We start from the raw sequence: 25,629 nt of genomic DNA, 5'->3' as shown, positions 1-25,629 counted from the left end.
AAAAATCCTTTTTTATACCGATATAATCAAAGAAGTAAGACACTTTTCTGTAAAACAAATATGATTTAATAACCCTTTTTTAAAAGAGAGCCTCACCAAGGTTAACCAAGGAGACGACTTTATGGAAGATTTAGATATAATTTATTTACAAACAAAAAATGATAAGCCAAATGCAAAAGTAAATGGGTATTTTTTACATAGTAATTACAATCCTGAAGCAGAAGCTGATAAATACATAGATAAGAACTATAAAGAAGGATATTTAAATATACTGTTTGGCTATGGACTAGGGTACATAGCTAATGCTATTGCAAAAAAATATGGAAACACTGATATTTTAGTGTATGACCCTTTATTTAGTAGTTTAAATATTGAGGGTAAAGATAAAATTGAAGGCGTTTTTTCTGATTTACAGGACTTTTATATGCGTTCAGAAGATTATATAGCTGATTTTGATCGTAAAGTCAATATACTGCTCTCACCTAATTATGACAAAATTTTTGACAAGGAATATAAAGAATTTCTAGACTTTATTCGTCATATACAAATTGAAGATATTGTGAATGAAAATACAATAAGATTTTTTGGCGATTTATGGCAGGAAAATTACATTATGAATTTATATTATGTTCATAAAGATCAGAGTTTAAAGGAACTTTACAATAAATATGATTGCCCAGTAATTTTAGCTTCGGGAGGTCCTTCATTAACAAAACAGTTACCACTGTTAAAAAAATTGAAAGATAAATGTTTGATAATTAGTGCAGGATCTACCATCAACTCTCTACTGGCAGCAGAAATTACACCTGACTATGTAGTAACAATGGATGGAGGAGAAAGTAATTATTTACACTTTAAAAACATTAAAAATAATGCTTTCGATTTGATTTATGGTTTAGGGAATGCATGGAAAATAGAACGAGATTTTAAAGGAAACCGCTATAGTTTTTGTTTTTATGGAGAAGATAGTATACAAAAACGTATTAAAGAAGGGCTAGGTAAGGATTTACCAATGCTATCAACTGGTGGTACAGTTGCTATAACTGCATTAGAAATAGCAAGTAAAATTAGTACAGGACCAATCGCAATTATTGGACAAGATTTAGCTTATACGAACAATAAATCCCATGCAGAAAATAATAATCATTATAGTGAGTTAACTGATGAATTTTTCAAGAAAGACATGACTTTTGAAGTAGAAGGATACTACGGGGAACCTGTAAAAACGAATCACCAATTTAACAGTATGAGGAAGAGTATAGAAAAATTATATATAATGTTGCACAAACAACATAAAATTTATAATTGTACCGAAGGTGGCGTAAAAATTAACGGTATCCCACAATTAGATTTTGCAACATTTTGTGAAAACTATATGTATCAGACAAATAATATTTCAAAATTGGAACTTAAAAATGAAATAGATAATAGCGTTGTCAATTATAAGCAATTTATGAGTCAAGAAATAGAAGTCTATTTAAAAATAAAAAAATTACTAGTAGAAGCGATTCAACTGTTAAAAGAAGAAAGAAATAATACGGTATTTTCAGCTAGTACATTAAAAAAACTAGATAAAATCGATTCTAAATTGAAAGAATATTACCCACAAGTAATTATGGAAAGAATCATTGACCCGATTACTATGGATGTGATGAGAATGACTATAGATAATAAACATTTAGAGACAGTAGAAAAATTTAAACAAATTCATAAACAAAATATGTATCTTTATGAAAATATTTTAGAGGCAACAGAAAAATCTTTAAAATATACAAGAATAGCATTAGAAGAATTCGGGGGTTGTTAAAATGGACAAAATAGAGATTGTAGATGAATATTACAAATATATAGCTAAAATTCCAGCAGGGTTACAATATATTGCTGATAGTTTAAGATCTGGCAATGTTCCGACAGCTTTAAATGAAATATTGAATTTTTCAGAGGGAATTACTTGGATAAAACAAATGGAAGAAATACTAACGGATCAAGGGGTTAATACAAATTTAAACAAACAACAATTAGAAGAGTATTTAAACCTTATAAATGAAGGTTTAGAAAAACAAGATTTTGTCCTTGTAGCTGATATTTTTGAATATGAAATGTTGCCATATTTTGAACAAATTATAGCTTGAAATTAATATCAATTAAGAGATAGTTAAAATAAGAACACTTTTTGAATGTACATTCTAATTCAAAGAGTGTTTTTTCGTCTATCTATTAAAATGAACATTTGCTAAGGAGGAAATGTGTAGAGTAAAAAGGAAAAAGTGAAATATGTACAAATAAAAAGTGGATATTGCATTAAAAATTATATTTATTTTTCAAAAGTAGAAATACGTTAAAATTATCCGATATAATATTTATATGATACATAATAAGGGGAAATACTAATGAGTGTTTTAAAAGATAAAGTGGTATTAGTAACAGGCGGTACAGGCTCTTTTGGTAAAAAATTCATCAGGAAAGCACTTACATTAGGTGTAAAAAAAATTATCGTTTTTAGTCGCGATGAGTTAAAGCAATATGAAATGAAGCAAGAGTTCCAAGATGAACGAATCCGATTCTTTATTGGTGATGTGCGGGATAAAGACCGATTATATCGTGCCTTTGATGGTGTGGATATTGTCATTCATGCAGCTGCTATGAAGCATGTTGATGCATGTGAATATAATCCTTTTGAGGCGGTAAAGACAAATATTCATGGAGCTCAAAATATTATTGAGGCAGCTATCGACCGTGGTGTAGAAAAGGTAATTGCGCTTTCAACGGATAAGGCATGTAGCCCTGTGAATTTATATGGTGCGACAAAATTAGCATCTGATAAATTATTCGTTGCTGCCAATGCTTATGTAGGAGAAAAGAAAACAAGATTTGCAGTTGTACGCTATGGCAATGTAGTAGGAAGTCGCGGTAGCGTAGTACCATTCTTTAAAAAGATTAAAGATACAGGTAAATTACCTATTACAGATGAGCGTATGACCCGTTTCTGGATTACCCTCGATCAAGGGGTACAATTCGTATTAGATAATTTGGAACGAATGTACGGTGGGGAAATCTTTGTGCCGAAAATTCCAAGTATGAAAGTTACAGATTTAGCAAAAGCGATTGCTCCTGAATGCGAAATGGAAGTTATTGGAATTCGCCCTGGTGAAAAACTTCATGAAGCAATGATTATGGAAGATGATGCTCGGCATACATTAGAGTTTGATACATATTATGTCATTCAACCTGAATTTTCTTGGTGGTATGCTGATAAGTTTGAAGGCGGTATTCCTCTACCAGACGGCTTTGCTTATACAAGTGATAATAATAAAGAATGGTTAAATGTTAAAGATCTAGTGAGAATGATAGGAGAAAAAGACATATAATGAATACTGAACCTCGGTATACAGTTGTTTATGGTATAGGTTACGCAGCAAAAGTTTTAATAAACTATTTGGATTGGTTTGAGAATATCCAAGTGGATTATGTCTTTGTAAGTCCAGGGCATAAGAAAGAACAGAAATATTGTTATCATAGTAAAAGTGGAAAAATGAGAAGTGTACCTATAGTTGAACTTAATGAAATAAGTTTACTAAAAGATAATGTTGATATTTATTTAACTGTAGTTTCCCATAATGAAGAAGTATTTAGTTCTCTTATGAAAACGGGTTATAAAAATATTGTAAATATACAGTCTATAGAGAACTATGAAGATCCATTTTTTGAAGAATATTTTAAAAAATTCAACATCGACCTTTCGAAAGAAATAATTGATTTTAATGGTATTCAAATATATAACCCTATACTATTTAATAGTGATTTAAAAGGTGCTTTTTTTGAAACAGTAGGGGATGAATTATCACCTAGCATTTTAAACGATTTTTCATTAGTAGTAGATGGTGTTTATGAGTTTGAAGATGTTCACCTCGAAGAAGGAGATTATATAATCGATGCCGGTGCAAATATAGGGTTATACTCTTGTTACGCAGCTAGTATGGGGTGCACAGTATATGCTTGTGAGCCAGGGAAAAAATCACTCGAGATATTAGAAAAGCAAAAAAAGATATATGACAATATTCAAATAATACCGTATGGTTTATCAGACCATCAAGGGTACATGGATTTATTTGAATCAGACACAGGAGTACTAGACTCTTTTTATATGAATCGTGGAAATGATCAAATAAGATCAGTTCCTATTGATACAATAGATAATTTGGTTGAAAAAAAGATGATTAAGAAAGTAGATTATATTAAGGCTGATATCGAAGGTGCAGAACGATATATGCTTATAGGGGCTCAAAAAACTTTAAAAGAAATGGAGCCAAAATTATCAATATGTACGTATCATTTCCCAGAAGATGCGCAAATTCTCGAAAAAATAATAAAAGATGCTAACCCAAAATATGTAGTTAAGCATAATTGGAGAAAACTATATGCGTATGTTCCAAAATGAATTAGTGGTGAATAATAATGAGTATGGAATTTAAATTATTAGATGAAGATAGTTTAGATTTAGTAATGAAATGGCGCACTAGTGAACACGTAACTAAATTTATGTATACGGATATCGAGCCTGATTTAAACAAGCAAAGAAAATGGTTTGAAAAGATAAACAAAGATTATACTCAATTAAATTGGGTTATCGTTTATAAAGATAGCCCTATAGGTTTAATTTCATTAAATAATATTGATTACATACATGAGAAAGCCAGTTCAGGCTTTTATATTGGTGAATTAGAATATTCTATTGTTTCAAGCCGTATCCTGCCTTATTTTCTAAATTTTTATTTCTTCGAAATGAAGTTTAACAAATTAGTAATTGAAGTTCTCTCTATAAATGAATCTATGTTGAAAATGGACTATCATTATGGATTTAGAAAAGTAGGTACGTTAACTCAGCATATAAAAAAAGATGGCGTATATTATGATGTAGAAGTTCTGGAAATCTTAAAAGATACGTGGATTAACAACTATCAAAAATATCATAAATTAAGGGCTCCATTCGAATTGAGAGGAAAAAATAGCAATGAATAATTTAAACAAGTATAACAATGTTTTTAAAGAGTGTTTTAATATTAACGAGGACCAATTAAATGAAACGTTAGTATATAACTCAATAGAAGAGTGGGATTCTGTAGGGCATATGGCAATGATTGCTGAATTAGAAGATGTGTTTGATATTATGCTTGAAACAGATGATGTGATTGAGTTTAGCTCATATACGATTGGTATAGAAATTTTAAAAAAATATGATGTTGAAGTATAAAGTAGGAGGTAGTTAGTATGCTTTTAAGCGGAAAAGTAGCGGTTATAACAGGATGTAATCGGGGAATTGGAAAAGCCATTACAACTGTATTTGCTAAACAGGGCGCTAATATAATTGCATGTGCTCGAAAAAGTACTGTGGAATTTGAAAGCTACTTAACTAATCTTCAAAACGAGACAGGTGTTCTAATAACACCTGTCTATTTTGATATTAGTAAGGAAGATGAAGTTAAATTAGCCATAAAAGAAATAAGAAATCTGTTCTCTACGATTGATATATTAGTTAATAATGCTGGGATAGCTGGGGATACAATTTATCAAATGACTACAATGGAAACACTTGAAGAAAAAATGAAAGTGAACTTTTATGGCCCTTTTTTATTGACTCAATATATTACGAAATTAATGAGAAAAAGTACAGCGGCATCTATTGTAAATATTACATCTATTGCAGCCGATGATAGTTACAAAGGGATGATTTCCTATACGGCAAGTAAGGCTGCATTTAACGCCTTTACTAAAACAATAGCGAATGAACTAGGTAATGTTAATATAAGGGTAAATGCTATTGCTCCAGGTTTTACAGAAACCGATATGGTATCAAATGCAATCACAAATAAAGAATTTTTGACACAACTACAAAGTCATTTAGCTTTAAAACGTTTAGCTAGACCTGAGGAAATTGCAAATAGTGTGTTATTTTTGGCATCTGATTTGTCATCCTATATTACTGGACAAATATTACGGGTAGATGGGGGACTTTTTAATGATTAATGCAAGCTTAGTAGAAAAATTAAAGAAACAAGCTAGTCATATGAGAATAAATGCTTTGAAATTAGCAAATGCTTCAGGGAATAATGCTGCTCACGTAGGCCCGGGCTTATCCATTATTGAAATTTTAGCTGTTTTGTACGGTCACACTATGAATATTAATAGTAAAAATTCTTTAGACGAAGGTAGAGACCGTTTTATTTTAAGTAAAGAACATGGGGTATTAGCTTACTATACTGCTTTATATGAGAATGGAATTATTACAGAGGAAGATTTAGCTAGTTTTATGAATACAGGTAGTGCCTTTTTAGGTCATCCAGTAATGAATCGTAAAAAAGGTATTGAATTTACAAGTGGTAGTTTAGGAATGGGCTTATCATTGGCTATCGGTGTTGCGATGGGATTAAAACGTAAGCAATTATCAAGTCATGTTTATGTATTATTAGGTGATGGTGAGAGTAACGAAGGGTCGATTTGGGAAGGGTTTTTATCTGCTCCACATTTTAAATTAGATAATTTAACAGTCATTATTGACCGGAATGGTATTCAGTTAGGTGGTAAAACGAACGATATTTTACCAATGAATCATTTGGAGAAAGTACTAGAAGAGATGGGCTGGGCTGTCTCCACTGTAGATGGGCATGATATTGAGGCATTAATAAGTGTATTTGATAGTGTTTCTCATAAACCTAGAGTAATAATAGCTAATACTATTAAAGGCAAAGGTGTTTCTTTTATGGAGCACAATATTGATTGGCATCATGCTGTGCTAACGGATAAATTATTTAACGAAGCGATAGAAGAGCAGGTGAAAGAAAATGAATAATACATTAAAAAATCATAAAATGTTAGCACGTTTAGGTCAACGAGGCACATTTGGAATGGTCATGTTAGAGAAGGCCAAAAAAAAGGAAGATTTATTGGTGATAACAGCAGATGTATCTATTCCAGCAGGCTTAGATCGTTATAGAAAGCAACATTCTGACAAATTTATTGATGTAGGAATTGCTGAACAAAATATGATTGGTATAGCCGCTGGTTTAGCCAGTGAAGGTTTTGATGTTTATACAACAACATATGCTCCATTCCATACGCTAAGATGTTTAGAACAAATTCGAATGGATATTGGTGAAATGAAACATCCAGTAAGAATGGTAGGATTATCTAGTGGTGTAGTATTAGGTATGATAGGTAATATGCATTGTAGTTTTGAAGATATAGCTGTTATTCGTGCTATCCCTAACATAGCAATTATTTCACCTGCAGATTCTTTTGAATTAGTAAAAGTATTAGAGGCTCTGGAAAGTTATCCCAATCCAGTATATCTTCGATTGACTAGTGGAGCGCCCTCTCCAATTATTTATAAAGAGGATTATAATTTTGAAATCGGAAAAACTATCTCAGTGAAAAATGGCGAAGATATCGCGATATTTGCTACGGGTTCCATTATAAGTGAGGCAATAAAAGCTGCAGAATTATTAGAATTAGAAGGCATTAATACTGAAGTAATTAATGTCCATACTATCAGACCTTTAGATAATGAAGGTATAAAAATGGTTATTAAAGATAAAAAGCTTCTTGTAAGTATGGAAGAGCATGTAATTGCTGGAGGGCTAGGTAGTGCCATATCCGAAGCAATAGCTATGGAGGTTAAAAAGCCTCCTCACTTAATGATAGGATTACCTAGTGATTATAGCAGAGCAGGAATATATGAAGAGATGCTAGACTATTACGGATTAACTGCTAATAAAGTTGCTAAAAGTATAAAGGAAACATTAAATAATATTTAATTATTTATTGGTGTGGTAGATGCTATCACACCTTTTCCTATAAAGAAGGAGCGAGCTTATGGAACTTTTTAATTTAGAGAGTAGTGATGTGGCGATTATTACAAATGAACAAACATATGCTTTTAGTGAAATTCCTAAAATTGAATTTCGTAGTACAAGCAAAGAGTTAATATTGATACTATGCCAAAACACAATAGATATTTTAGCTACTTATATTTCAGCTATGAATAGCAAGCATGCGGTTATGCTGATTAATGAAGGTATTAATCATGAATTACTAGCAAACATTATAAAAACATATCAGCCGAAATGGATTATTGGATTAAAGAGCCATGAAGGGTATGAAATAAATGAAAATCAATTAATAAGAACAAAAGAAATAGTAACCAATATTCATCCTGACCTTGCAATTTTATTAAGTACTTCAGGTACAACTGGTAGCCAAAAGTTTGTTCGTCTTTCCTATGACAATATTAGGGTAAATGCTGAATCTATTATAGAGTATCTAAAAATTAATCAAAATGAACGAGCAGTTATGAATCTACCACTTTCTTATTCATATGGCATGTCGATTGTGAATAGTCACCTTTTAGCAGGTGCTTCAATTTTATTGACTGATGAAAGCGTGATGGAGAAGTCATTTTGGGAACTTGTGAAAAAACATAAAGCAACTTCAATTGCAGGTGTTCCATTTACATATCAAATGTTACAGCGTATAGGCTTTACAAAAATGGAGTTACCTTATTTAAAGACAATGACACAAGCTGGGGGACGATTAAATGAAAAGCTTGTAAAGCATTTTGCAGAATATGCAAAAGAACAAAATAAGAGATTTTACATAATGTATGGTCAAACTGAAGCTGCACCACGTATTTCATATATTCCTTATGAAAAAGTATTAGAGAAGTCTAGCACAATTGGTATTGCTATTCCTGGTGGCAAACTTTCTATAGATGTAGAAACCGAGGAGTTAATTTATATGGGTGCTAATGTCATGATGGGGTACGCTGAGAATTTATCAGACTTAGCAAATGGCTATGAACTTAATGGGGTACTATATACTGGCGATACAGCAATCATTGATGAAGATGGATACTTTACAATTACAGGACGAATGAAGCGTTTTATTAAGTTATTTGGTTTGCGCATTAATTTAGATGATGTGGAGAAGAAACTTGAAGAAGAACTACAAATACCTTTAGCTTGTACTGGATCTGACGATAAATTAATTGTAGCTATTGAACAAGCTGATTATGTTGAAAAAGTAAAAGAAGCGATTGAACATTTATATAAGCTTCACAAAACGGCATTTAAAGTCAAGGTGATTGATGAAATTCCACGTTTTGTAAGTGGAAAAACCGATTATATGAAGCTAAAGGAGAGCTGTTTATGACGGTCCCTTATCATTTAGTACAGGCCGAGAAAGAAATTGAACTAGTAGTTAAATTAAATGAACTAACTAGATGGCACACTGAAAATTGTCATGAATATAAATCAATGCTAGAAAAAAGCAATGCATTACTAGAAGCAAGTTGTTTAGAAGAAGTACCATTTTTACCTGTGCAGTTGTTTAAGCTAATGAATTTAAAATCGGTTTCTCAAGAGAACGTTGTAAAAGTGCTAACATCAAGTGGGACAACGGGACAGCAAGTATCTAAAATTTACCTCGATAAAGAGACATCGATTGCACAGACAAAAGCACTTGTAGAAGTGATGAAACCTATTTTAGGTAATAGACGTTTGCCAATGATTCTGTTAGATACGAAATCTGTGCTAAAGGATCGAAAATCATTTAGTGCACGTGGAGCGGGAATTTTAGGGTTCTCTAATTTCGGTCGCAAACACTTTTATGCTTTAAATGATGATATGACATTGGATGTTGAAGGTTTACAAGCGTATTTAAAAGAATACGAAGGACAACGTATATTACTGTTTGGTTTTACATTTATGATATGGCAGTACGTTTATAAAGAAATAAGAGATAAAGGTTTAAATATTAATTTTGGTGATAGTGTACTTATTCACGGAGGTGGATGGAAAAAGCTTAAGGATGAGGCGGTTGATGCTTTGACTTTTAATCATCTTCTTAGTAAGCAATTAGGCATTCAAGAAGTACATAACTATTATGGCATGGTTGAACAGGTCGGTTCAATTTTTGTAGAGTGTAATGAAGGACATTTACATGCACCGAGCTATGCTGATGTGATTATTCGTAATCCGATTACGTTTAATGTTTTACCTGTAGGACAACAAGGTTTAATTCAGGTAGTGAGTGAATTACCAAAAAGTTATCCGGGTCATTCTTTATTGACAGAAGATTTAGGAACAATTCATGGTATTGATGATTGTCCATGTGGATGGAAAGGAAAGTATTTTAGTGTAGTTGGACGTATCCCGAAGGCAGAATTACGCGGTTGTAGTGATACTTTTCAAGGAGGTGTGCGTTTGTGAAAATATTTTGGCCAAAGAATGGGAATTTTGATAATGTACTATGCAACTTGAATAATCAAAAATTGAATCAACCTTTTGCTGAAGAAGTAATTGCTTTTACACAAAGTTTATCGAAGCGTTTTGTACGGATGCGATACATGCCTGAAGTTGTAGCACTTGGTTACTGGCTTCGAAAATCAAATATTAAGCAAATGCAAGCAGAGTTTGAAAAGGCTACTAAGGGAAAAGTAGTTCGTGGGCGAGGTACAGCTTTTCATATCGCTCCTTCAAATGTTGATACTATTTTCGTTTATTCATGGATGCTGTCACTTCTTGCAGGGAATCGCAATATCATTCGTATTTCAAGTAAAACGGAAATAAATGAGTTATTACAAGTGATTTTAGAAGAGTTACCTAATTATAAATCGTTAGCGGAACAAATAATAATTTGTACATATGGTCATGATGAGAGTGCAACAGAAATGCTCAGTCTAACATGTCATACACGTGTTATTTGGGGAGGGGATGAAACGGTAAAAGCCATTCGTAAAATTCCCCTTGCACCACTAGCAAATGAATTAGCATTTCCAGACAGATTCTCATTAGCCATATTAAACTCCGAAAAAGTTATGTTATTAGATGATGAGGCACTAGATGCATTACTTGAGCAATTTTATAACGATGTGTTTTGGTTTGACCAAATGGCATGTTCATCACCAAGACTTATCGTTTGGATAGGTGAGAAAATAGAATCTTTTTGGACGGCATTTGAACGTAAAATCCAGAAAAAGCAACATGAGTTATTAGCAGCAACGCAAGTATTGAAATATTCGACAAGTTTACAATTAGCCGCGGAAAATTATGTAGAAAAAGTAGTACCTATAACGAACTTTTCACGTATAAAGCTAAATGATGTGCCAAGAGATGTACGTGAAAAGCATTGCGGTGGTGGCTTGTTTTATGAGTATGAAGTTGAAAACTTAATAGACTTAGAACAAATTATAATCGATAAAGATCAAACAATTGCATACTTTGGTTTTGAGAAACCTGAGTTAAAGGAATTAGTAGAATCAATTTCTACACGAGGGATAGATCGAATTGTCCCAATCGGGCAAGCGCTAAATTTTGATGGTGTTTGGGATGGACAAAGTTTCTTAACATCGTTTACGAGGGAAGTAATAATTTTATAAATGGAGAGTTTAACTATGAAAACAATTGTAATTATCCAAGCAAGAATGGGCTCCTCTCGTTTGCCAGGGAAAATTTTAAAACCGCTTGGAGATGTAGATGTTTTAAGGTACGATATCACGCGCTGTCGTGCTATCAAAGGTGTTAATGAAGTTATTGTTGCGACAAGTACTTTAAAACAGGATGATGCAATTGCAAATTGGTGTGAACAGCAACAAGTTGCATATTTCAGAGGTTCTGAGGGAGATGTATTAGATCGCTATGTTCAATGTGCAAAGCAATACAAACCTGATTATGTGATGCGTGTAACATCGGATTGTCCATTTGTTGACTATGAAATGGCAAGTGATATTGTAGAATTAATTCTAAAAGAACGTAAAGATATCGTGTTAATTGACGGGCAATTACCTCGAGGATTAGCGGTAGAACTTATTTCATATGAAGCACTTTTATATATTCATAAAGTAGGGCTAGAATCTCGACATCGTGAGCATGTTACTTATTACGCCTATGAATTTGCTGAAGAATTTGAATCAGTTACATATAAAGCGCCAGCAAATCGTATTGCGCCAGAACTACGCATTACGCTAGATACAATCGAAGACTATAAACTGATTTATGAGGTGGCAAAGCATTTCAACAACCCATTAATTTCAAGTAAAGATGTGATTCAATTTTTAAAAGATAATCCTGAAGTTGCAAAACTAAATGCTCATATCGAGCAAAAGCCGGTGATTTAATGAAAGTCATTATTCGTACAGATGCATCTATTGAAATCGGTAGTGGTCATGTTATGCGTTGTTTGACAGTTGCAAAAAATTTGCGTGTGAATGGATGTGAAGTAATCTTTTGGATGCAAGATTTACCTGGAAATCTAATTGATTACGTAATCAGTGAAGGTTTTGGAAATATTTTTGAAGCAGAGCAAGCAGACATATATATCATTGATCATTATGGGATTGATAAAGAGTGGGAGTGCAAAATACGTGTATTTACAAAAAAAATTGTGGTAATTGATGATTTAGCGAACCGTAAGCATGATTGCGAGTTGCTTCTGGACCCTAATGTATTGCCAAATTTTGAATCACGATATGACGATTTAGTGTCTGATGCATGTATAAAGCTATTAGGTCCAAAATATTTAATTATGCGTGATGAGTTTATTGATGCAAGACGGCTATTGCGCAAGAGGAATGAACAAATTGAAAATTTACTCATTTTTATGGGCGGTTCGGATCCAACGAATGAGACGATGAAAATTTTGGAGGCACTTGAAGAATTTCAGTTTAAACATATTGATGTAGTTGTTGGAAATGGTAATGTTTTTAAGGAACAAATTCGGGAGATTTGTGAAGAGCGTGGGTATGACTATCACTGTCAAATTAATTATATGGCAAAGTTAATGCAACAGGCTGATTTTGCTATTGGTGCGGGGGGAAGTACAACATGGGAACGTTGTTATGTTGGACTACCTTCATCGAGTACTATTGTAGCTAATAATCAGAAAGAAGGGACAGAATTTGTTGCAGAACTTGGCATAGTTATTAATCTGGGATGGCATAAAGACGTGACATCGGAAACTTATAAACAGTTATTAAAAAATTTACAGATTAAAGATTTAAGTGAAAAAGGGCTTATTCTAACTCAAAATGAGCAACCAAATGAGTGGGTTTATAAAATATTGGAGTTGATAAAATGATTAAAATAGGAAATAGAGAAATTGGTCGTCATACGAAGCCATTTATTATTGCAGAAATGTCAGGTAACCATAATCAATCATTGGAAAGAGCATTACATTTAGTAGAGCTAGCCGCAGAAGCAGGTGTTGACGCTCTGAAATTACAAACATATACACCTGATACAATTACATTAGACGTTCATACAGGTGAGTTTTTCATCCAAGAAGATGGAAATCTCTGGAGAGGTAATTCTTTATATAATTTATATAAAGAGGCTTATACACCTTGGGAATGGCATAAGGAGATTTTTGCAAAAGCACAAGAACTTGGTCTCCTTGCTTTTAGTTCTCCATTTGATGAGACAGCAGTGGATTTCTTGGAAACATTGAATGTACCAGCATATAAAATTGCCTCATTTGAAAATGTAGATATCCCATTAATTAAAAAAGTTGCGCGAACAGGAAAACCAATGATTATTTCCACAGGTATGGCGACTGCTGCTGAACTAGATGAAGCAGTTCGTGCTGCTCGCGAAGAAGGTAATAATCAAATCATATTACTGAAATGCACTAGTACATATCCTGCTACACCTGCTAATTCAAATTTAGTAACTATACCACATTTGAAAGAAATGTTTAGTACAGAAGTAGGTTTATCAGATCATACAATGGGGGTTGGTGTATCGGTTACTGCAGTGGCACTTGGAGCAACGGTAATTGAAAAGCATTTTACAACATCTCGGGCTGAAGGAGGGGTTGATTCTGCATTTTCAATGGAACCACATGAATTAAAAATGTTAGTGGAAGAAACGGAGCGTGCATGGCAAAGTTTAGGGAATGTGAGTTATGGACCAACAAATGCGGAGAAGGAATCAGCAAAATTCCGACGTTCTTTATATATAGGCTCAGATTTAAAAGCTGGTGATATTTTAACAGAACAAAATGTTCGCAACGTTCGACCAGGCCTTGGTTTGCCAACGAAGTACTATGATTTAGTGATTGGTAAATCGATTAAGCGTGATGTAAAAAAAGGAACTCCATTAAGTTGGGATTTATTACTATGATTGATTCACCTCGATTTATCTCATATGGCAGTCAAAGTATAGATGAAGATGATATTCAAGCAGTTATTGAAACATTGCGTTCACCAAACTTAACTCAAGGACCGAAAATTGCACAGTTTGAGCAAGCTGTGGCAGCTTATGTTGGTTCAAAATATGCAGTAGCATTCTGCAATGGAACAGCAGCTTTACATGGTGCTTGTTATGCTGCTGGAATTGATGAAGGGGATGAGGTCATTACGTCTCCTATTACCTTTGCTGCAAGTGCAAACTGTGTACGCTATGTTGGCGGAACAGTTGTTTTTGCGGACATCGATGAACGTACTTATAATATTAACCCTGAACAAATACGTTCTAAAATTACATCAAAAACAAAGGCAATTATTCCAGTGGATTTTACAGGACAACCTGTTGATATAGATGTCATTATGGATATCGCAAGGAAGCATGAACTCGTCGTAATTGAAGATGGTGCTCATTCATTTGGTGCTAGTTATAAAGGGCGAAAGGTTGGAACACAGGCGGATATGACAATGTTTAGTTTTCACCCTGTAAAGCCTGTGACAACAGCAGAAGGTGGCATAGTTGTTACAAATAACGAAAATTATTATAAAAAACTAGTAAAGTTCAGAAGTCATGGAATTGAGCCAACAGCTTATGCTGAAGAACAAGGTGACTGGTATTATGAAATGACAGAATTAGGTTATAATTTTCGTATGACAGATTTACAGGCAGCCCTTGGTGTTTCACAAATGAAGAAACTTGATTATTTTATTAAGCGGAGACAAGAAATTGCTGCAAAGTACAATGAAGCATTAGGAAATGTGACTGGAATTACAATACCGAAGCAACTAGAGGATACTGAATCTGGCTGGCATTTGTACATGATTCAATTAGATGAAGCAAATCGGAAACAAGTATTTAATGCTATGCGAGCTGCAAATATTGGTGTCCATGTTCATTACATACCTGTTTATTGGCATCCGTATTATCAAAAGCTTGGTTATGAGCAAGGACTATGCCCAGTAGCAGAGGAATGGTATAAAAAAGCGTTAACATTGCCTATACATCCTCGTTTAACTGATGAAGATATTAACTATATAGTGAGTATATTAAAAGAATACATTTGATGAGGAAGTATTCTTTTAATATGAAGTTTATCATTTATATTAACTGTAGTTGAATAGAGTGAGAACAATTAATAGAAGATACCACTATCTATTTTTAAAACTATCAATAAATTATTCAAAAAAGAAAAGTAAGCATATGTTCAGATTAAAAAAATAATGTATATTAATATTAAATTATAAAAAGGGTGTAGGAAATGAGACCTATTTTAGTTCCTGAATATATAGAAGATTTTAGTTGTATAGGTAGTGCTTGTGAAGATACTTGTTGTGCTGGTTGGAATATAACAGTTGAAAAGAAAACATATCAAGCGTATCGTAAAGTGCGTCAGCCGGAGATGGCAGAAAAACTATTAAAATATGTAAAACGAAATCGTAAAGGTCATGATGACTCTAATTATGCAAAGTTCATTTTAGATGATAATAAAAACTGTCATATGATGTTAGAGGACGGGTTATGTAGTATTCATAAAGAATTAGGAGAAGAGTTTTTATGTAATACTTGTGCTGTTTATCCTCGATTCCTTACAAGTGTAGGGAATGTAACAGAAAAAAGTTTAACATTGTCTTGCCCAGAGGCAGCACGAATTGTTCTATTACGTAAAGATGGAATCGGTTTTATAGAGACAGAAGAACCAAAAAATACGCGTGGACTAATAAATAAGGACCTAAAATTAGAAAAACACCCTCATTTTTGGGATTTGCGTATTTTTACAATTCAGCTTCTTCAAAGTCGCCAACAACCTATTGAGATTCGTTTAATTATTTTAGGGCTATTCATACAAAAAATTGAACAATTAAAACCGAATGAATTGGAACAAGAATTACAAATGATAATGCAAGATTATCTAAATCGTTTAGATAACGATGAATATATTAAATCGTTAGAAGATATTAAGGGTAATTTAAATTTTCAATTGAATTTAGCACGTGCATTAATTCGCCTTCGTATTACAAGTGGTATTGCTTCAGAAAAATATATCACTATTCTTCATCAATTAATAGAAGGCTTAGCTTTGGAAGAGGATGAAGAAAAAGAATTACGTGATATGGAAGCAACAGTATTGAAATACAAAGAATCCTATACTAATATATATGAACCATTTATTAAAGAAAATGAATATATGTTTGAAAATTACATGGTGAACTATGTATTTAAAAATCTATTTCCCTATGATTGTAAGACATTCTTTGAAAGTTATATGATGCTTGTTGTCAATTTTACGTTAATTAAGTTGCATCTAATTGGTATGGCCGCTAAACAACAACAATTAACACAAGAAATGTTTATTGAATGTGTACAACAGCTTGCGAAGGTGATTGAACATACCCCATCTTATTTGCTAGATGTTCGTGAGGGTATGATGAATTTAGGTTATACAACAATGGGGCATATGTTTGTCATGATTAGTAAGTAGAGCTACCGTAATTTTTTATAAATGCTTTTTATAATAGTTAAAGATTCAAAGAAGCCCCTTATTCAGGTAAATATCATCTGAATAAGGGGTTTTTTTGAGAAAGGTATCATCTAAAGTAGTTTGCTGTAAAAAGGTGAAACATTTCTAAAAACTTCCGATACTAGATATAAGAATACGAAATGTTTGGGAGGTTACATATTATGCGTATTGCAGCTCAAGGACAATCTACAGATGTGGGAACTGCAACGTCATCAACATCTTCTAAGAAAGCTATTATAGAAGAAACTACGATGACTACTATTAAATCTCAGTTAATAACGCAATCACAAGGAGAAAAAATACCAGTTGCTGAGGGTCAAGAGGTATCTAAAGAAAAGTTGCAAAATGTAGTAGATACTGTGAATGAATTTTTGCAAATCAATCATAATGCTTCTAAATTTGTGTTACATGACGGTTTAGATCGTTATTTTGTACAAGTTGTTGATACCCAAACAGAAGAAGTCGTAAAAGAGATCCCTCCAAAAAAACTTTTAGACGCATATTATGAGATGCAAAAGTTATTAGGGATGATTGTGGACGAAAAAATATAAGAATATTTAGGAGGAAATATAATGGTAAATAGAATCGGCGGTTTAGCTTCAGGAATGGATATAGATTCAATAGTAAAAAAATTAATGAATGCGGAAAGAGCACCTTTAAACAAGTTATATCAAAAGAAACAAACGTACGAGTGGCAACGTGACGCATATCGAAGTGTTAATACAAAGCTAAAAACATTTGATACTTATATATCAGATAATCTAGTACTAAAAAGTCTTATTTCTAAAACGGCAGCTAGTTCTAATTCTAACTTAGTATCTGCAACTGCAACAGGAAGTGCTTCAGGAACACTGTCAATCGAGGGTGTTTCCCAATTAGCTACAGCAGCTCGTAAAGTTGGTGATCAAGTTAATGCTGTAGGAACTACGAAAATGTCCGATTTAGGAGCAACAGGAACTATAGAATTTAAAGCCATTCAAACCAACGGTCAATTAGCGAGTGAGGCAACAAAGATTGAAATTACTTCTGATATGACAGTTGATCAATTTATTAGTAAAGTGAATTCTAGTAATGCAGGAATTAGTGCTGTATTTGAAAATGGTCGATTCTCCTTTACTGCCAAAAACACTGGTGATGTTAAAGGTGATGATGAAATCAAAGTTGTAGGTGGTTTAGATATTTTCAACAAGTTAGGGTTTGCTGATCCTAATAAAGTTCAAAATACAGAAGGAAAAAATGCTATTTTCACTGTGAATGGTATAGCAACAGAAAGAACAACAAATACGTTTACGATTTCGGGTTATAATGTAACGTTAAAAGATACATTCAACGGCCTCCAAACGATTGCAGATAAATATAAAGCTGCTGTGGAAGAATTAAAAAATGCTACTACTAATTTAGCAAATAAACAAGCAAATCTTACTACAAAACAAAATGCTTATGGTGCTAGTGATATTAATAGCTATACAGCTAACCATGAAACTGCTTATAAAAATGCTTTTGGTAATACTTTATCTTTGTCACAACAAGTGCAATATAACAAACTTGGAAATAATGCGTGGAGAAATTTATCAACTGATGAAATAAATTACATTAAAAACCAATCATCTGCACAAGGTATTAAAGATAATCTAGATGGAAGCTCTTTAAGTGATGAAAGCAAAGCGAAATTAAAGGATTTATCTAATGATGTGTTAGATGTTTTATTTTCAAACAAAGATCAGCTTACAGATTTTAAAGCTCAAGCAGAGTACGAAAAGTATGGTGCAAAATTAAAAGATTTTGATCAAAATGCCATCGATGCATTAAAACGTTTCTCATATGACAGTAATGATTCAATTGATAAAATTCATAAAGATATAGATGATAATCCTGAATTTACAAAAGAAGTAAAAGATGCGTTAAAATCTTTAAGTAAAGATGATTTAACTAATTTAATAGCAACAGATTCAGCAACTTTAAAAACTTATCAAGAAAAAGCTCAAGCTGAGGATTTAAAACAAAAGTATAATCAATTTGGAGATGCGTTAATTAAAGGTTTGCAAGATGGATCTAAAAAGGTTGAGGATTTAACAGAAAAACAAAAAGAGGTTTGGAATAGCTTATCCCCAGAAGAAAAAGGTCAATTCTATGATTTGGCGGATCAGAATATTAAACGTTCAGAGTATTTAACTGCCGATGCTGAAGAGAAAGCAGCTCAAACTCGTTTAACAGAAGCAACTAATACCGAAAAGGCAGCAACAGCAGATGCAAATGCGGCAGGTATTTTAAAGGATGATGGTAGTGGTGGTAAAATCGTTGACGAAGATAAAGTAAATGCTGCTCAAAAAGCACAAGCAGTCACAATGACTTCCACAACAGATGTTGATGACATCATGGCTAAAATTAAGGAGTTTATCACTACTTATAACGGTTTTATCAAAGATTTAAATGATCAAACAAAAGAAACTAAATATCGTGATTATACGCCATTGACTAGTGAGCAAAGAGAAGACATGTCAGAAAATGAGATTAAGCTTTGGGAAGAAAAAGCGAAGAGTGGGTTATTAAGAGGTGATACTCTTATTCGTGAAGGGCTTTCGGGTATGCGTTCTTTAGTATATCAATCAAATCCTGGTATTGATTCAAAATATAATACCCTTTTCAGTATTGGGATTACAACATCAAAAAACTATAATGATGGCGGTACATTAGAAATTGATGAAACAAAATTACGAAAAGTATTAGAAGAAGATCCTGATGCAGTTGAAAAACTCTTTAAAAATAGTGAAGGTAAAAAAGATGATGTAGTAGATGGAAAAACAGTCGATACACGAGGTTATTTAGAAAAACTACGTGAATCGATGAAAACTTTTGAAATTACTATTGAAAAAAAAGCTGGACGTTCTACGATGACAGACGCTCAATATGCAATCGGAAATAACCTAATGGATACAGAAAGTCGAATTAGTACTTGGAAGAGAAAACTAGAGGATATAGAATCTCGCTATTGGAAGCAATTCACAGCAATGGAGCAAGCAATAAATAAAGCAAATCAACAATCCAGCATGTTCATGCAAGGCTGAGGCTTCTAATTAAGGTAGGAGAATAATATGCATCAAACAGATCAACTATTGCAAGTGTCAGCCAATTTATTTAAGCATTTAGGTGACATTCCAAATGGTGAAGAGCGTGACGAATACATCAACACAATCAATAGCATGTTGGACAAGCGTGAAACGATTATTAAAGGCTTGAAACAAGAAGGTTTTCATTTCAATGAACAAAATCGTATTCATCGTACACTGTTGGAACTAGATAATGGTATTAAAAAAAGATTAGCAGCTGTTATGGATGCAGTTAAGCAAGATATGGCAAACCTACAAAAAACGAAAAAAAGTGAACAGCAATATTTCAACCCTTACTCCAATGTTCGTGTGATGGACGGGATGTATTACGATAAAAAGAATTGACATTTTATCTTCATTTAGTGTGGTGGAAGCCGCAAGCTGAATGAAGATAAAGCTCCGGCGGACGTCAAGAATTTTAAAAGGATGAATTATGATCACACAATTCAAAATCCCGACACAATTACGCTTGGGCGTTATTGATCAAATAGCTTTTCTTCGTAAAATGGTTTAAACTAGTAAATAAGTAACCTTTCAAAGGAGTTGTCCTTTATTGGCAGCAAATTTAACAGCACAAAATGCGTATAAACAAAATAGTGTGACTACAGCTTCTCCTGGCGAATTGACGTTAATGCTTTATAATGGATGTTTAAAATTCTTGCATAAGGCGAAACAAGCTATTCAAGAGAAAAATGTCCAAGAAAAAAATACAAATCTTATAAAGGCACAGGCGATCATTGCCGAGCTAATGTCTACACTCAATATGGATATTGAGATTTCGAAACAAATGCTACCTCTTTACGAATATATGAATCATCGTTTAGTAGAGGCAAACATTCAAAATGATGTAGCGATTATTGAAGAAGTAGAAGGATTGGTGACGGAATTCCGCGATACGTGGAAGGAAGTTATTCGCATTACTCGACAACAGCAATTTGGTCAGGGAAACAGCGGACAAATTTAGACAAAATTAGAGACCATCATCAAAAGATGGTCTCTTTTCTATATGACAGGAATAATAACTAGAAATTAACACTAAATAGTCATAAATTAGGCTATTTGACGGTAAAATATGTTACTTATTCCCTCTAGCTGTAAGAAGGGCATCGTGTCATAATCAAAGCAATATAAATGTTTAACATAGTACTGGGGTGGGAATATGATCTTTAAGCGTCAAGAAGGTTTCCGATTTAAATTTGAGGAGCCTGTTCAAATAACTTTTGCTATTTATGAGAACGGAAGGGTCAATCATGGACAAACGGCTATGGCGGACTTGCTGGACATTAGTCCACGTGGGTTAAAGATGTTTACTGAAGTGGATTTAGGCGTGAATCCTCCACCATTGGATATCCATTTTGTGCTTGATACACAAGAGGTGCGGGCTTATGGTGAAGTTATTTGGAGCCGTCCGTTTGGTAGCGGCAAGCAATATGGCATTTATTTCAATGATCAGGCACGAGTAGAAGATTTGATTGTAGAAGAATTAAAGCTGCGACGTAAAAAGGAAGCGGCAGAAGCAAAAAAGCAAAGCAACCATTAATTTTATAAAATTTTTTTGTAAAAAAAAGAATTATTTTAGAGGAATTTCACACACTTGTGTAGAAAATAGATAGTATAGCAGTTATAAAGGAGGAGTTTACATGTTAAACTTTAACATTCGTGGTGAAAATATTGAGGTAACTCCAGCTATTCGTGAGTATGTTGAGAATAAAATCGAAAAAGTCGAACGTTATTTTAACGAAGATGTTAACGCCAATGCTAACGTAAATTTAAAGGTTTATAATGACAAGCAAACAAAAGTGGAAGTCACAGTTCCGATGAAGAACTTAACTCTTCGTGCTGAAGAGCGTCATAATGACATGTATGCTGCGGTTGATCTAATCGTTGATAAATTAGAGCGTCAAATTCGTAAGCATAAAACAAAAGTAAACCGTAAATTCCGTGAGCGAGAAGGTGCAGGCCTTTATTTTGCTACTACACAAGCAGCCGCTGATGCTACTACAGAGGAAGAGGAATACTCAATTGTACGTACAAAGCAATTTGATTTAAAACCGATGGATCAAGAAGAGGCTGTTTTACAAATGAATATGTTAGGGCATGATTTCTATGTCTTTACAGATGCTGAATCTAATGGCACAAATATTGTGTATAAACGTAAAGACGGTAAATATGGCTTAATCGAAACAACTTAAAACTTCATGATGACAAAGGCTCTCGCGATGGCGAGAGTCTTTTTTGTATGACTTTCTTCTGCAAGTAGGGTGACTGTTTGCATGAAACTGTTACACAATGGTAAAATGGAAGTTGAATCTATATAGGAAGTGAAAAACATTCATGGCAAACCTATTAAATAAATTATTTGATTTCAATAAACGTGAGTTAAAAAAATTAGAAAAAATCGCTGACCAAGTAGAGGGATTTGCTTCTCAAATGGAACAGCTTTCAGATGAACAATTACAAGCAAAAACAGAAGAGTTTAAAAAGCGTTATGCTGATGGAGAGCATTTAGAGTCGATTCGTGCAGAGGCTTTTGCTGTTTGTCGCGAAGCATCTAAACGTGTTTTAGAGATGTATCCTTTCCGTGTTCAAATCATGGGGGCTGCTTCACTGGATGAAGGTAATATTTCAGAGATGAAAACAGGTGAAGGTAAAACATTAACAGCTACTATGGCGGTTTATTTAAACGCGATTACTGGTAAAGGTGTACATGTTGTAACAGTCAATGAATATTTGGCTAGTCGTGATGCTGCTGAGATGGGACAGCTGTATAATTTCTTAGGTCTTACAGTAGGTTTAAATTTAAATAGCCTGTCAAAAGAAGAGAAGCGTGCGGCATATGAAGCGGATATTACTTATAGTACAAACAATGAATTAGGATTTGACTATTTACGTGACAATATGGTGCTTTATAAAGAAGAGCGTGTTCAACGACCGCTTCATTATGCTGTAATCGATGAGGTGGACTCTATTTTAATTGATGAGGCTCGTACGCCATTAATTATTTCGGGTCAAGCTGGGAAATCAGCACAGTTGTACAAACAGTCTAATGCTTTTGTACGCATGTTAAGTGCAGATACAGATTACACATACGAAGAGTCGACAAAAGGTGTTACATTAACAGATGCAGGTGTAGAAAAGGCAGAAAAAGCATTTGGGATCGACAATTTGTTTGATTTAACACATGTACGCTTAAATCATGCCATTAACCAATCGTTAAAGGCACATGTGAGTATGCATAATGATGTTGACTATGTTGTCCAAGAGGGCGAAATTGTAATTGTTGACGGCTTTACGGGCCGTTTAATGAAGGGCCGTCGATATTCTGATGGACTTCACCAAGCAATTGAAGCCAAAGAGGGCGTTGACATTCAAAATGAATCAATGACAATGGCTACCATTACGTTCCAAAACTATTTCCGTATGTACCAAAAGCTTGCGGGTATGACAGGTACAGCGAAAACAGAGGAAGAAGAGTTCCGAAATATTTACAACATGAGCGTTATTGCGATTCCAACGAATAAACCAATAGCTCGTGATGACCGTCCAGATTTAATTTTTGCTTCGATGGAAGGAAAATATAAAGCGGTGGCGGCCGATATTGCTGAGCGTCATAAGGCAGGACAACCTGTGCTTGTTGGTACAGTTGCGATTGAAACATCTGAAATTATTTCGCAGTTACTTGATAAACATAAAATTCCTCATAATGTCTTGAATGCGAAAAACCATGAACGCGAGGCAGAAATTATTGCAAATGCCGGTACTAAGGGCGCAGTAACGATTGCGACAAACATGGCGGGTCGTGGTACAGATATTAAACCAGGTGAAGGTGTACTAGAAATTGGTGGTTTAGCGGTCATCGGGACAGAGCGACATGAATCACGTCGTATCGATAACCAGCTTCGTGGACGTTCTGGTCGTCAAGGGAATCCAGGGGTTACGCAGTTCTATCTATCCCTAGAAGATGATTTAATGCGTCGTTTTGGCTCTGATAATATGAAGTCGATGATGATGCGCTTAGGCATGGATGATTCTCAGCCATTGCAATCAAAAGTTGTGTCGAGAGCTGTAGAATCAGCGCAGAAACGTGTCGAAGGTAATAACTTTGATGCACGTAAACGTTTATTACAATATGACGATGTGCTACGTCAGCAACGTGAGATTATTTATAAAGAGCGTTATGATGTATTGGAAACAGAGAATATGCGTGTACTCGTAGAGTCTATGATTCAAGAGACAATCGATAATGTTGTTGGTCTGTATACTCAGGGTGAGCAGAAAGATTGGAACTTAAAAGCAATTGAAGATTTTGTAGCGGCTAATCTGTTAGAAGAGGGTCAGCTTAAAGTAGCAGATTTCCAAGGCAAGTCTGCTGAAGACATTAATCAGTTGGTTTCGGATGCTGTTCATGCTCGTTATGATGAAAAAGAGGCAGAACTGACACCAGAGCGTATGCGTGAGTTTGAAAAGGTAATTTTATTACGTTCTATTGATACGAAATGGATTGATCATATCGATGCGATGGACCAACTTCGTCAAGGTATCCATCTACGTGCATATGGACAAAATGATCCACTTCGAGAATATCAACAAGAAGGCTTTGCTATGTTTGAGGATATGGTTGCGTCTATTCGTGAGGATGTTGCGAAATATGCAATGAAGGCAGAAATTCGCAGTAATCTTGAGCGTGAAGAGGTGGCGAAGGGCCAAGCGGTTAATCCGAAGGAAGAAGGCGGCTCAGCTCCGAAAAAACAACCTGTGCGTAAGTCTGAAAATATTGGTCGTAATGATTTATGCCCATGTGGAAGCGGCAAGAAATTTAAAAACTGTCATGGTGCAGGTCAATAATATATTAGTGAAAAAAATCATTTTAACTACATGTTGAAATGGTTTTTTTCTTTTGACATTATACTGTTTTAGGAAGAAATTTAGGAATAAAAGTCAGAATTTATAGACAATTGAAAAATATGGGTATACAATAGCTGTAATATTAGGATTTTAGTTCAGGGAAGCTCCCGTTATTATCCTAAATAAGAAGGTGCTATGAAGACTTAGACCTAGAAAGGGAAGGGGTGCTATGCATGATAATAAAGCAATTTTACGAGTCACAAACATCTGGAATGTACGAATATTGGTATATCCCTTTTTATTTTAATTGAAAAAACATAAAGTGTATAAAGGAGGACTATAGGTGCATAAAAAAGATATTATGAATAGTGAAACGATGATGTATATGCCTGTGTATGATTCCTTTGGAAATTTATGTACGCGGGTGATTGAGAAAAATAATGAATATCTATCGAAATTAGCACCAACGAAGTTAATGGACTATAACCTTCGTTATTTTGGTTCGAGTTTAAGAGGGGCATTTGATGGCTCGAAAATGATTTTAGGAAAGCTTAATAAAAATCCAATTGTAGTGGATGAACGATGTAATATTTTATGGTTTCCAAGTAAGTCTCCTCTACAACCTGAATGTATCTGGTTCGCCGTTCATCATATTGATGAATATATCGCTGTGGATAAAAAGAGAGCAAAAATAACTTTTACGAATGGCAAAGAACTGGTAGTGGATGTCAGTGTTAATGCGTTAGAATATCGTATTCAGAGAGCCTATTTATTAAAATATAGGTTAGAAAAACGAACAAAGCATTTGCTTGTTCAGTATGACCGTGTAAAGGTTTTTCAGCGTCTCGCTCTTAATATGCTAGAGGACGAGACACAGGATCATTGATTACTCCGAGAAAACAACTGCTAGATAGTATGTTTTCCT

The 25,629-nt window shown here is 34.0% G+C and carries 25 protein-coding genes; all 25 read left to right on the top strand.

Annotated elements, in window-relative coordinates; translation table 11 throughout:
• Nucleotides 1–121: 121 nt before the first annotated feature.
• The 25 genes from MHI34_RS03765 to MHI34_RS03645 all read left to right on the top strand — a co-directional run bounded on the left by MHI34_RS03765 (nt 122) and on the right by MHI34_RS03645 (nt 25,590).
• On the top strand, nt 122–1,807 hold the full coding sequence (locus MHI34_RS03765) for a 6-hydroxymethylpterin diphosphokinase MptE-like protein (RefSeq protein WP_271912396.1): 1,686 nt from the start codon (nt 122–124) through the stop codon (nt 1,805–1,807).
• 1 nt (nt 1,808) lies between these two features.
• A complete protein-coding gene (locus MHI34_RS03760) occupies nt 1,809–2,132 on the top strand; it encodes a hypothetical protein (protein WP_089934787.1) in 324 nt (107 codons plus the stop codon).
• 258 nt (nt 2,133–2,390) lie between these two features.
• Nucleotides 2,391–3,368 (top strand): UDP-N-acetylglucosamine 4,6-dehydratase (inverting), encoded by a 978-nt coding sequence (gene pseB, locus MHI34_RS03755; RefSeq protein ID WP_271912397.1) that lies wholly within the window; start codon nt 2,391–2,393, stop codon nt 3,366–3,368.
• On the top strand, nt 3,368–4,438 hold the full coding sequence (locus MHI34_RS03750) for an FkbM family methyltransferase (RefSeq protein WP_340809943.1): 1,071 nt from the start codon (nt 3,368–3,370) through the stop codon (nt 4,436–4,438). Before pseB ends, MHI34_RS03750 begins: the two co-directional genes overlap by 1 nt.
• A 17-nt stretch (nt 4,439–4,455) precedes the next feature.
• The gene (pseH, locus tag MHI34_RS03745; RefSeq protein WP_271912399.1) at nt 4,456–5,019 is read left to right on the top strand and encodes a UDP-4-amino-4,6-dideoxy-N-acetyl-beta-L-altrosamine N-acetyltransferase; all 564 of its coding nucleotides are present in this window, start codon (nt 4,456–4,458) and stop codon (nt 5,017–5,019) included.
• Nucleotides 5,012–5,251: an acyl carrier protein gene (locus MHI34_RS03740; RefSeq protein WP_271912400.1), complete on the top strand. Its 240-nt coding sequence runs from the start codon at nt 5,012–5,014 to the stop codon at nt 5,249–5,251. The genes pseH and MHI34_RS03740 overlap by 8 nt, the downstream gene beginning before the upstream one ends.
• 17 nt (nt 5,252–5,268) lie before the next feature.
• Entirely contained in the window at nt 5,269–6,024 is a 756-nt protein-coding gene (locus MHI34_RS03735; RefSeq protein WP_089934796.1) for an SDR family oxidoreductase, read from the top strand.
• The gene (locus MHI34_RS03730) at nt 6,017–6,847 is read left to right on the top strand and encodes a transketolase (protein ID WP_089934797.1); all 831 of its coding nucleotides are present in this window, start codon (nt 6,017–6,019) and stop codon (nt 6,845–6,847) included. The genes MHI34_RS03735 and MHI34_RS03730 overlap by 8 nt, the downstream gene beginning before the upstream one ends.
• Nucleotides 6,840–7,811 carry a transketolase C-terminal domain-containing protein gene (locus tag MHI34_RS03725; protein WP_089934798.1) on the top strand — a complete coding sequence of 324 codons (972 nt, stop codon included), beginning with the start codon at nt 6,840–6,842 and terminating at the stop codon, nt 7,809–7,811. Before MHI34_RS03730 ends, MHI34_RS03725 begins: the two co-directional genes overlap by 8 nt.
• 58 nt (nt 7,812–7,869) lie before the next feature.
• Nucleotides 7,870–9,204: an AMP-binding protein gene (locus MHI34_RS03720; protein ID WP_089934803.1), complete on the top strand. Its 1,335-nt coding sequence runs from the start codon at nt 7,870–7,872 to the stop codon at nt 9,202–9,204.
• Nucleotides 9,201–10,262, top strand: coding sequence for an acyl-protein synthetase (locus MHI34_RS03715; RefSeq protein ID WP_089934807.1), 1,062 nt, complete (start codon nt 9,201–9,203; stop codon nt 10,260–10,262). Before MHI34_RS03720 ends, MHI34_RS03715 begins: the two co-directional genes overlap by 4 nt.
• Nucleotides 10,259–11,431 carry an acyl-CoA reductase gene (locus MHI34_RS03710; RefSeq protein WP_089934811.1) on the top strand — a complete coding sequence of 391 codons (1,173 nt, stop codon included), beginning with the start codon at nt 10,259–10,261 and terminating at the stop codon, nt 11,429–11,431. The genes MHI34_RS03715 and MHI34_RS03710 overlap by 4 nt, the downstream gene beginning before the upstream one ends.
• A gap of 15 nt (nt 11,432–11,446) precedes the next feature.
• Nucleotides 11,447–12,169: a glycosyltransferase family protein gene (locus tag MHI34_RS03705; protein ID WP_101966440.1), complete on the top strand. Its 723-nt coding sequence runs from the start codon at nt 11,447–11,449 to the stop codon at nt 12,167–12,169.
• Nucleotides 12,169–13,128 (top strand): UDP-2,4-diacetamido-2,4,6-trideoxy-beta-L-altropyranose hydrolase, encoded by a 960-nt coding sequence (gene pseG, locus MHI34_RS03700; protein WP_089934813.1) that lies wholly within the window; start codon nt 12,169–12,171, stop codon nt 13,126–13,128. Before MHI34_RS03705 ends, pseG begins: the two co-directional genes overlap by 1 nt.
• The gene (gene pseI / locus MHI34_RS03695) at nt 13,125–14,171 is read left to right on the top strand and encodes a pseudaminic acid synthase (protein ID WP_271912403.1); all 1,047 of its coding nucleotides are present in this window, start codon (nt 13,125–13,127) and stop codon (nt 14,169–14,171) included. The genes pseG and pseI overlap by 4 nt, the downstream gene beginning before the upstream one ends.
• Nucleotides 14,168–15,298 (top strand): UDP-4-amino-4,6-dideoxy-N-acetyl-beta-L-altrosamine transaminase, encoded by a 1,131-nt coding sequence (gene pseC / locus MHI34_RS03690; RefSeq protein ID WP_271912405.1) that lies wholly within the window; start codon nt 14,168–14,170, stop codon nt 15,296–15,298. The genes pseI and pseC overlap by 4 nt, the downstream gene beginning before the upstream one ends.
• 194 nt (nt 15,299–15,492) lie before the next feature.
• Nucleotides 15,493–16,713: a flagellin lysine-N-methylase gene (gene fliB, locus MHI34_RS03685; RefSeq protein ID WP_271912407.1), complete on the top strand. Its 1,221-nt coding sequence runs from the start codon at nt 15,493–15,495 to the stop codon at nt 16,711–16,713.
• A 200-nt stretch (nt 16,714–16,913) separates the two neighbouring features.
• Entirely contained in the window at nt 16,914–17,303 is a 390-nt protein-coding gene (gene flaG / locus MHI34_RS03680) for a flagellar protein FlaG (protein WP_089934818.1), read from the top strand.
• A gap of 21 nt (nt 17,304–17,324) precedes the next feature.
• On the top strand, nt 17,325–19,817 hold the full coding sequence (fliD, locus tag MHI34_RS03675; RefSeq protein WP_271912410.1) for a flagellar filament capping protein FliD: 2,493 nt from the start codon (nt 17,325–17,327) through the stop codon (nt 19,815–19,817).
• Between the two features lie 27 nt (nt 19,818–19,844).
• Complete coding sequence (locus MHI34_RS03670; RefSeq protein WP_271912412.1) at nt 19,845–20,204, top strand: flagellar protein FliT; 360 nt, start codon at nt 19,845–19,847, stop codon at nt 20,202–20,204.
• A gap of 208 nt (nt 20,205–20,412) precedes the next feature.
• Complete coding sequence (gene fliS / locus MHI34_RS03665) at nt 20,413–20,823, top strand: flagellar export chaperone FliS (protein WP_141904756.1); 411 nt, start codon at nt 20,413–20,415, stop codon at nt 20,821–20,823.
• 195 nt (nt 20,824–21,018) lie between these two features.
• Nucleotides 21,019–21,399, top strand: a complete 381-nt coding sequence (locus tag MHI34_RS03660) for a PilZ domain-containing protein (protein ID WP_036121003.1) — start codon at nt 21,019–21,021, stop codon at nt 21,397–21,399.
• A 100-nt stretch (nt 21,400–21,499) separates the two neighbouring features.
• Nucleotides 21,500–22,051, top strand: a complete 552-nt coding sequence (gene raiA, locus MHI34_RS03655) for a ribosome-associated translation inhibitor RaiA (protein ID WP_036121000.1) — start codon at nt 21,500–21,502, stop codon at nt 22,049–22,051.
• Between the two features lie 142 nt (nt 22,052–22,193).
• Nucleotides 22,194–24,704, top strand: coding sequence for a preprotein translocase subunit SecA (gene secA, locus MHI34_RS03650; protein WP_036120997.1), 2,511 nt, complete (start codon nt 22,194–22,196; stop codon nt 24,702–24,704).
• Nucleotides 24,705–25,047: 343 nt separating this feature from the next.
• Nucleotides 25,048–25,590: a competence protein ComK gene (locus MHI34_RS03645; protein ID WP_271912415.1), complete on the top strand. Its 543-nt coding sequence runs from the start codon at nt 25,048–25,050 to the stop codon at nt 25,588–25,590.
• Nucleotides 25,591–25,629 lie beyond the last annotated feature (39 nt).

This window comes from Lysinibacillus sp. FSL L8-0126, assembly GCF_038630385.1.
GTDB classification, from domain to species: Bacteria; Bacillota; Bacilli; order Bacillales_A; family Planococcaceae; genus Lysinibacillus; species Lysinibacillus fusiformis_D.
Note: the sequence above shows the minus strand (reverse complement) of the source record. Positions and strands in the feature narration are given on the sequence as shown.

Bases quoted from the DNA above. Each gene is read 5' to 3' on its own strand.
- MHI34_RS03765 (WP_271912396.1), top strand. From the start codon at position 122: ATGGAAGATTTAGATATAATTTATTTACAAACAAAAAATGATAAGCCA.
- MHI34_RS03760 (WP_089934787.1), top strand. From the start codon at position 1,809: ATGGACAAAATAGAGATTGTAGATGAATATTACAAATATATAGCTAAA.
- pseB (WP_271912397.1), top strand. From the start codon at position 2,391: ATGAGTGTTTTAAAAGATAAAGTGGTATTAGTAACAGGCGGTACAGGC.
- MHI34_RS03750 (WP_340809943.1), top strand. From the start codon at position 3,368: ATGAATACTGAACCTCGGTATACAGTTGTTTATGGTATAGGTTACGCA.
- pseH (WP_271912399.1), top strand. From the start codon at position 4,456: ATGAGTATGGAATTTAAATTATTAGATGAAGATAGTTTAGATTTAGTA.
- MHI34_RS03740 (WP_271912400.1), top strand. From the start codon at position 5,012: ATGAATAATTTAAACAAGTATAACAATGTTTTTAAAGAGTGTTTTAAT.
- MHI34_RS03735 (WP_089934796.1), top strand. From the start codon at position 5,269: ATGCTTTTAAGCGGAAAAGTAGCGGTTATAACAGGATGTAATCGGGGA.
- MHI34_RS03730 (WP_089934797.1), top strand. From the start codon at position 6,017: ATGATTAATGCAAGCTTAGTAGAAAAATTAAAGAAACAAGCTAGTCAT.
- MHI34_RS03725 (WP_089934798.1), top strand. From the start codon at position 6,840: ATGAATAATACATTAAAAAATCATAAAATGTTAGCACGTTTAGGTCAA.
- MHI34_RS03720 (WP_089934803.1), top strand. From the start codon at position 7,870: ATGGAACTTTTTAATTTAGAGAGTAGTGATGTGGCGATTATTACAAAT.
- MHI34_RS03715 (WP_089934807.1), top strand. From the start codon at position 9,201: ATGACGGTCCCTTATCATTTAGTACAGGCCGAGAAAGAAATTGAACTA.
- MHI34_RS03705 (WP_101966440.1), top strand. From the start codon at position 11,447: ATGAAAACAATTGTAATTATCCAAGCAAGAATGGGCTCCTCTCGTTTG.
- pseG (WP_089934813.1), top strand. From the start codon at position 12,169: ATGAAAGTCATTATTCGTACAGATGCATCTATTGAAATCGGTAGTGGT.
- pseI (WP_271912403.1), top strand. From the start codon at position 13,125: ATGATTAAAATAGGAAATAGAGAAATTGGTCGTCATACGAAGCCATTT.
- pseC (WP_271912405.1), top strand. From the start codon at position 14,168: ATGATTGATTCACCTCGATTTATCTCATATGGCAGTCAAAGTATAGAT.
- fliB (WP_271912407.1), top strand. From the start codon at position 15,493: ATGAGACCTATTTTAGTTCCTGAATATATAGAAGATTTTAGTTGTATA.
- flaG (WP_089934818.1), top strand. From the start codon at position 16,914: ATGCGTATTGCAGCTCAAGGACAATCTACAGATGTGGGAACTGCAACG.
- fliD (WP_271912410.1), top strand. From the start codon at position 17,325: ATGGTAAATAGAATCGGCGGTTTAGCTTCAGGAATGGATATAGATTCA.
- MHI34_RS03670 (WP_271912412.1), top strand. From the start codon at position 19,845: ATGCATCAAACAGATCAACTATTGCAAGTGTCAGCCAATTTATTTAAG.
- MHI34_RS03660 (WP_036121003.1), top strand. From the start codon at position 21,019: ATGATCTTTAAGCGTCAAGAAGGTTTCCGATTTAAATTTGAGGAGCCT.
- raiA (WP_036121000.1), top strand. From the start codon at position 21,500: ATGTTAAACTTTAACATTCGTGGTGAAAATATTGAGGTAACTCCAGCT.
- secA (WP_036120997.1), top strand. From the start codon at position 22,194: ATGGCAAACCTATTAAATAAATTATTTGATTTCAATAAACGTGAGTTA.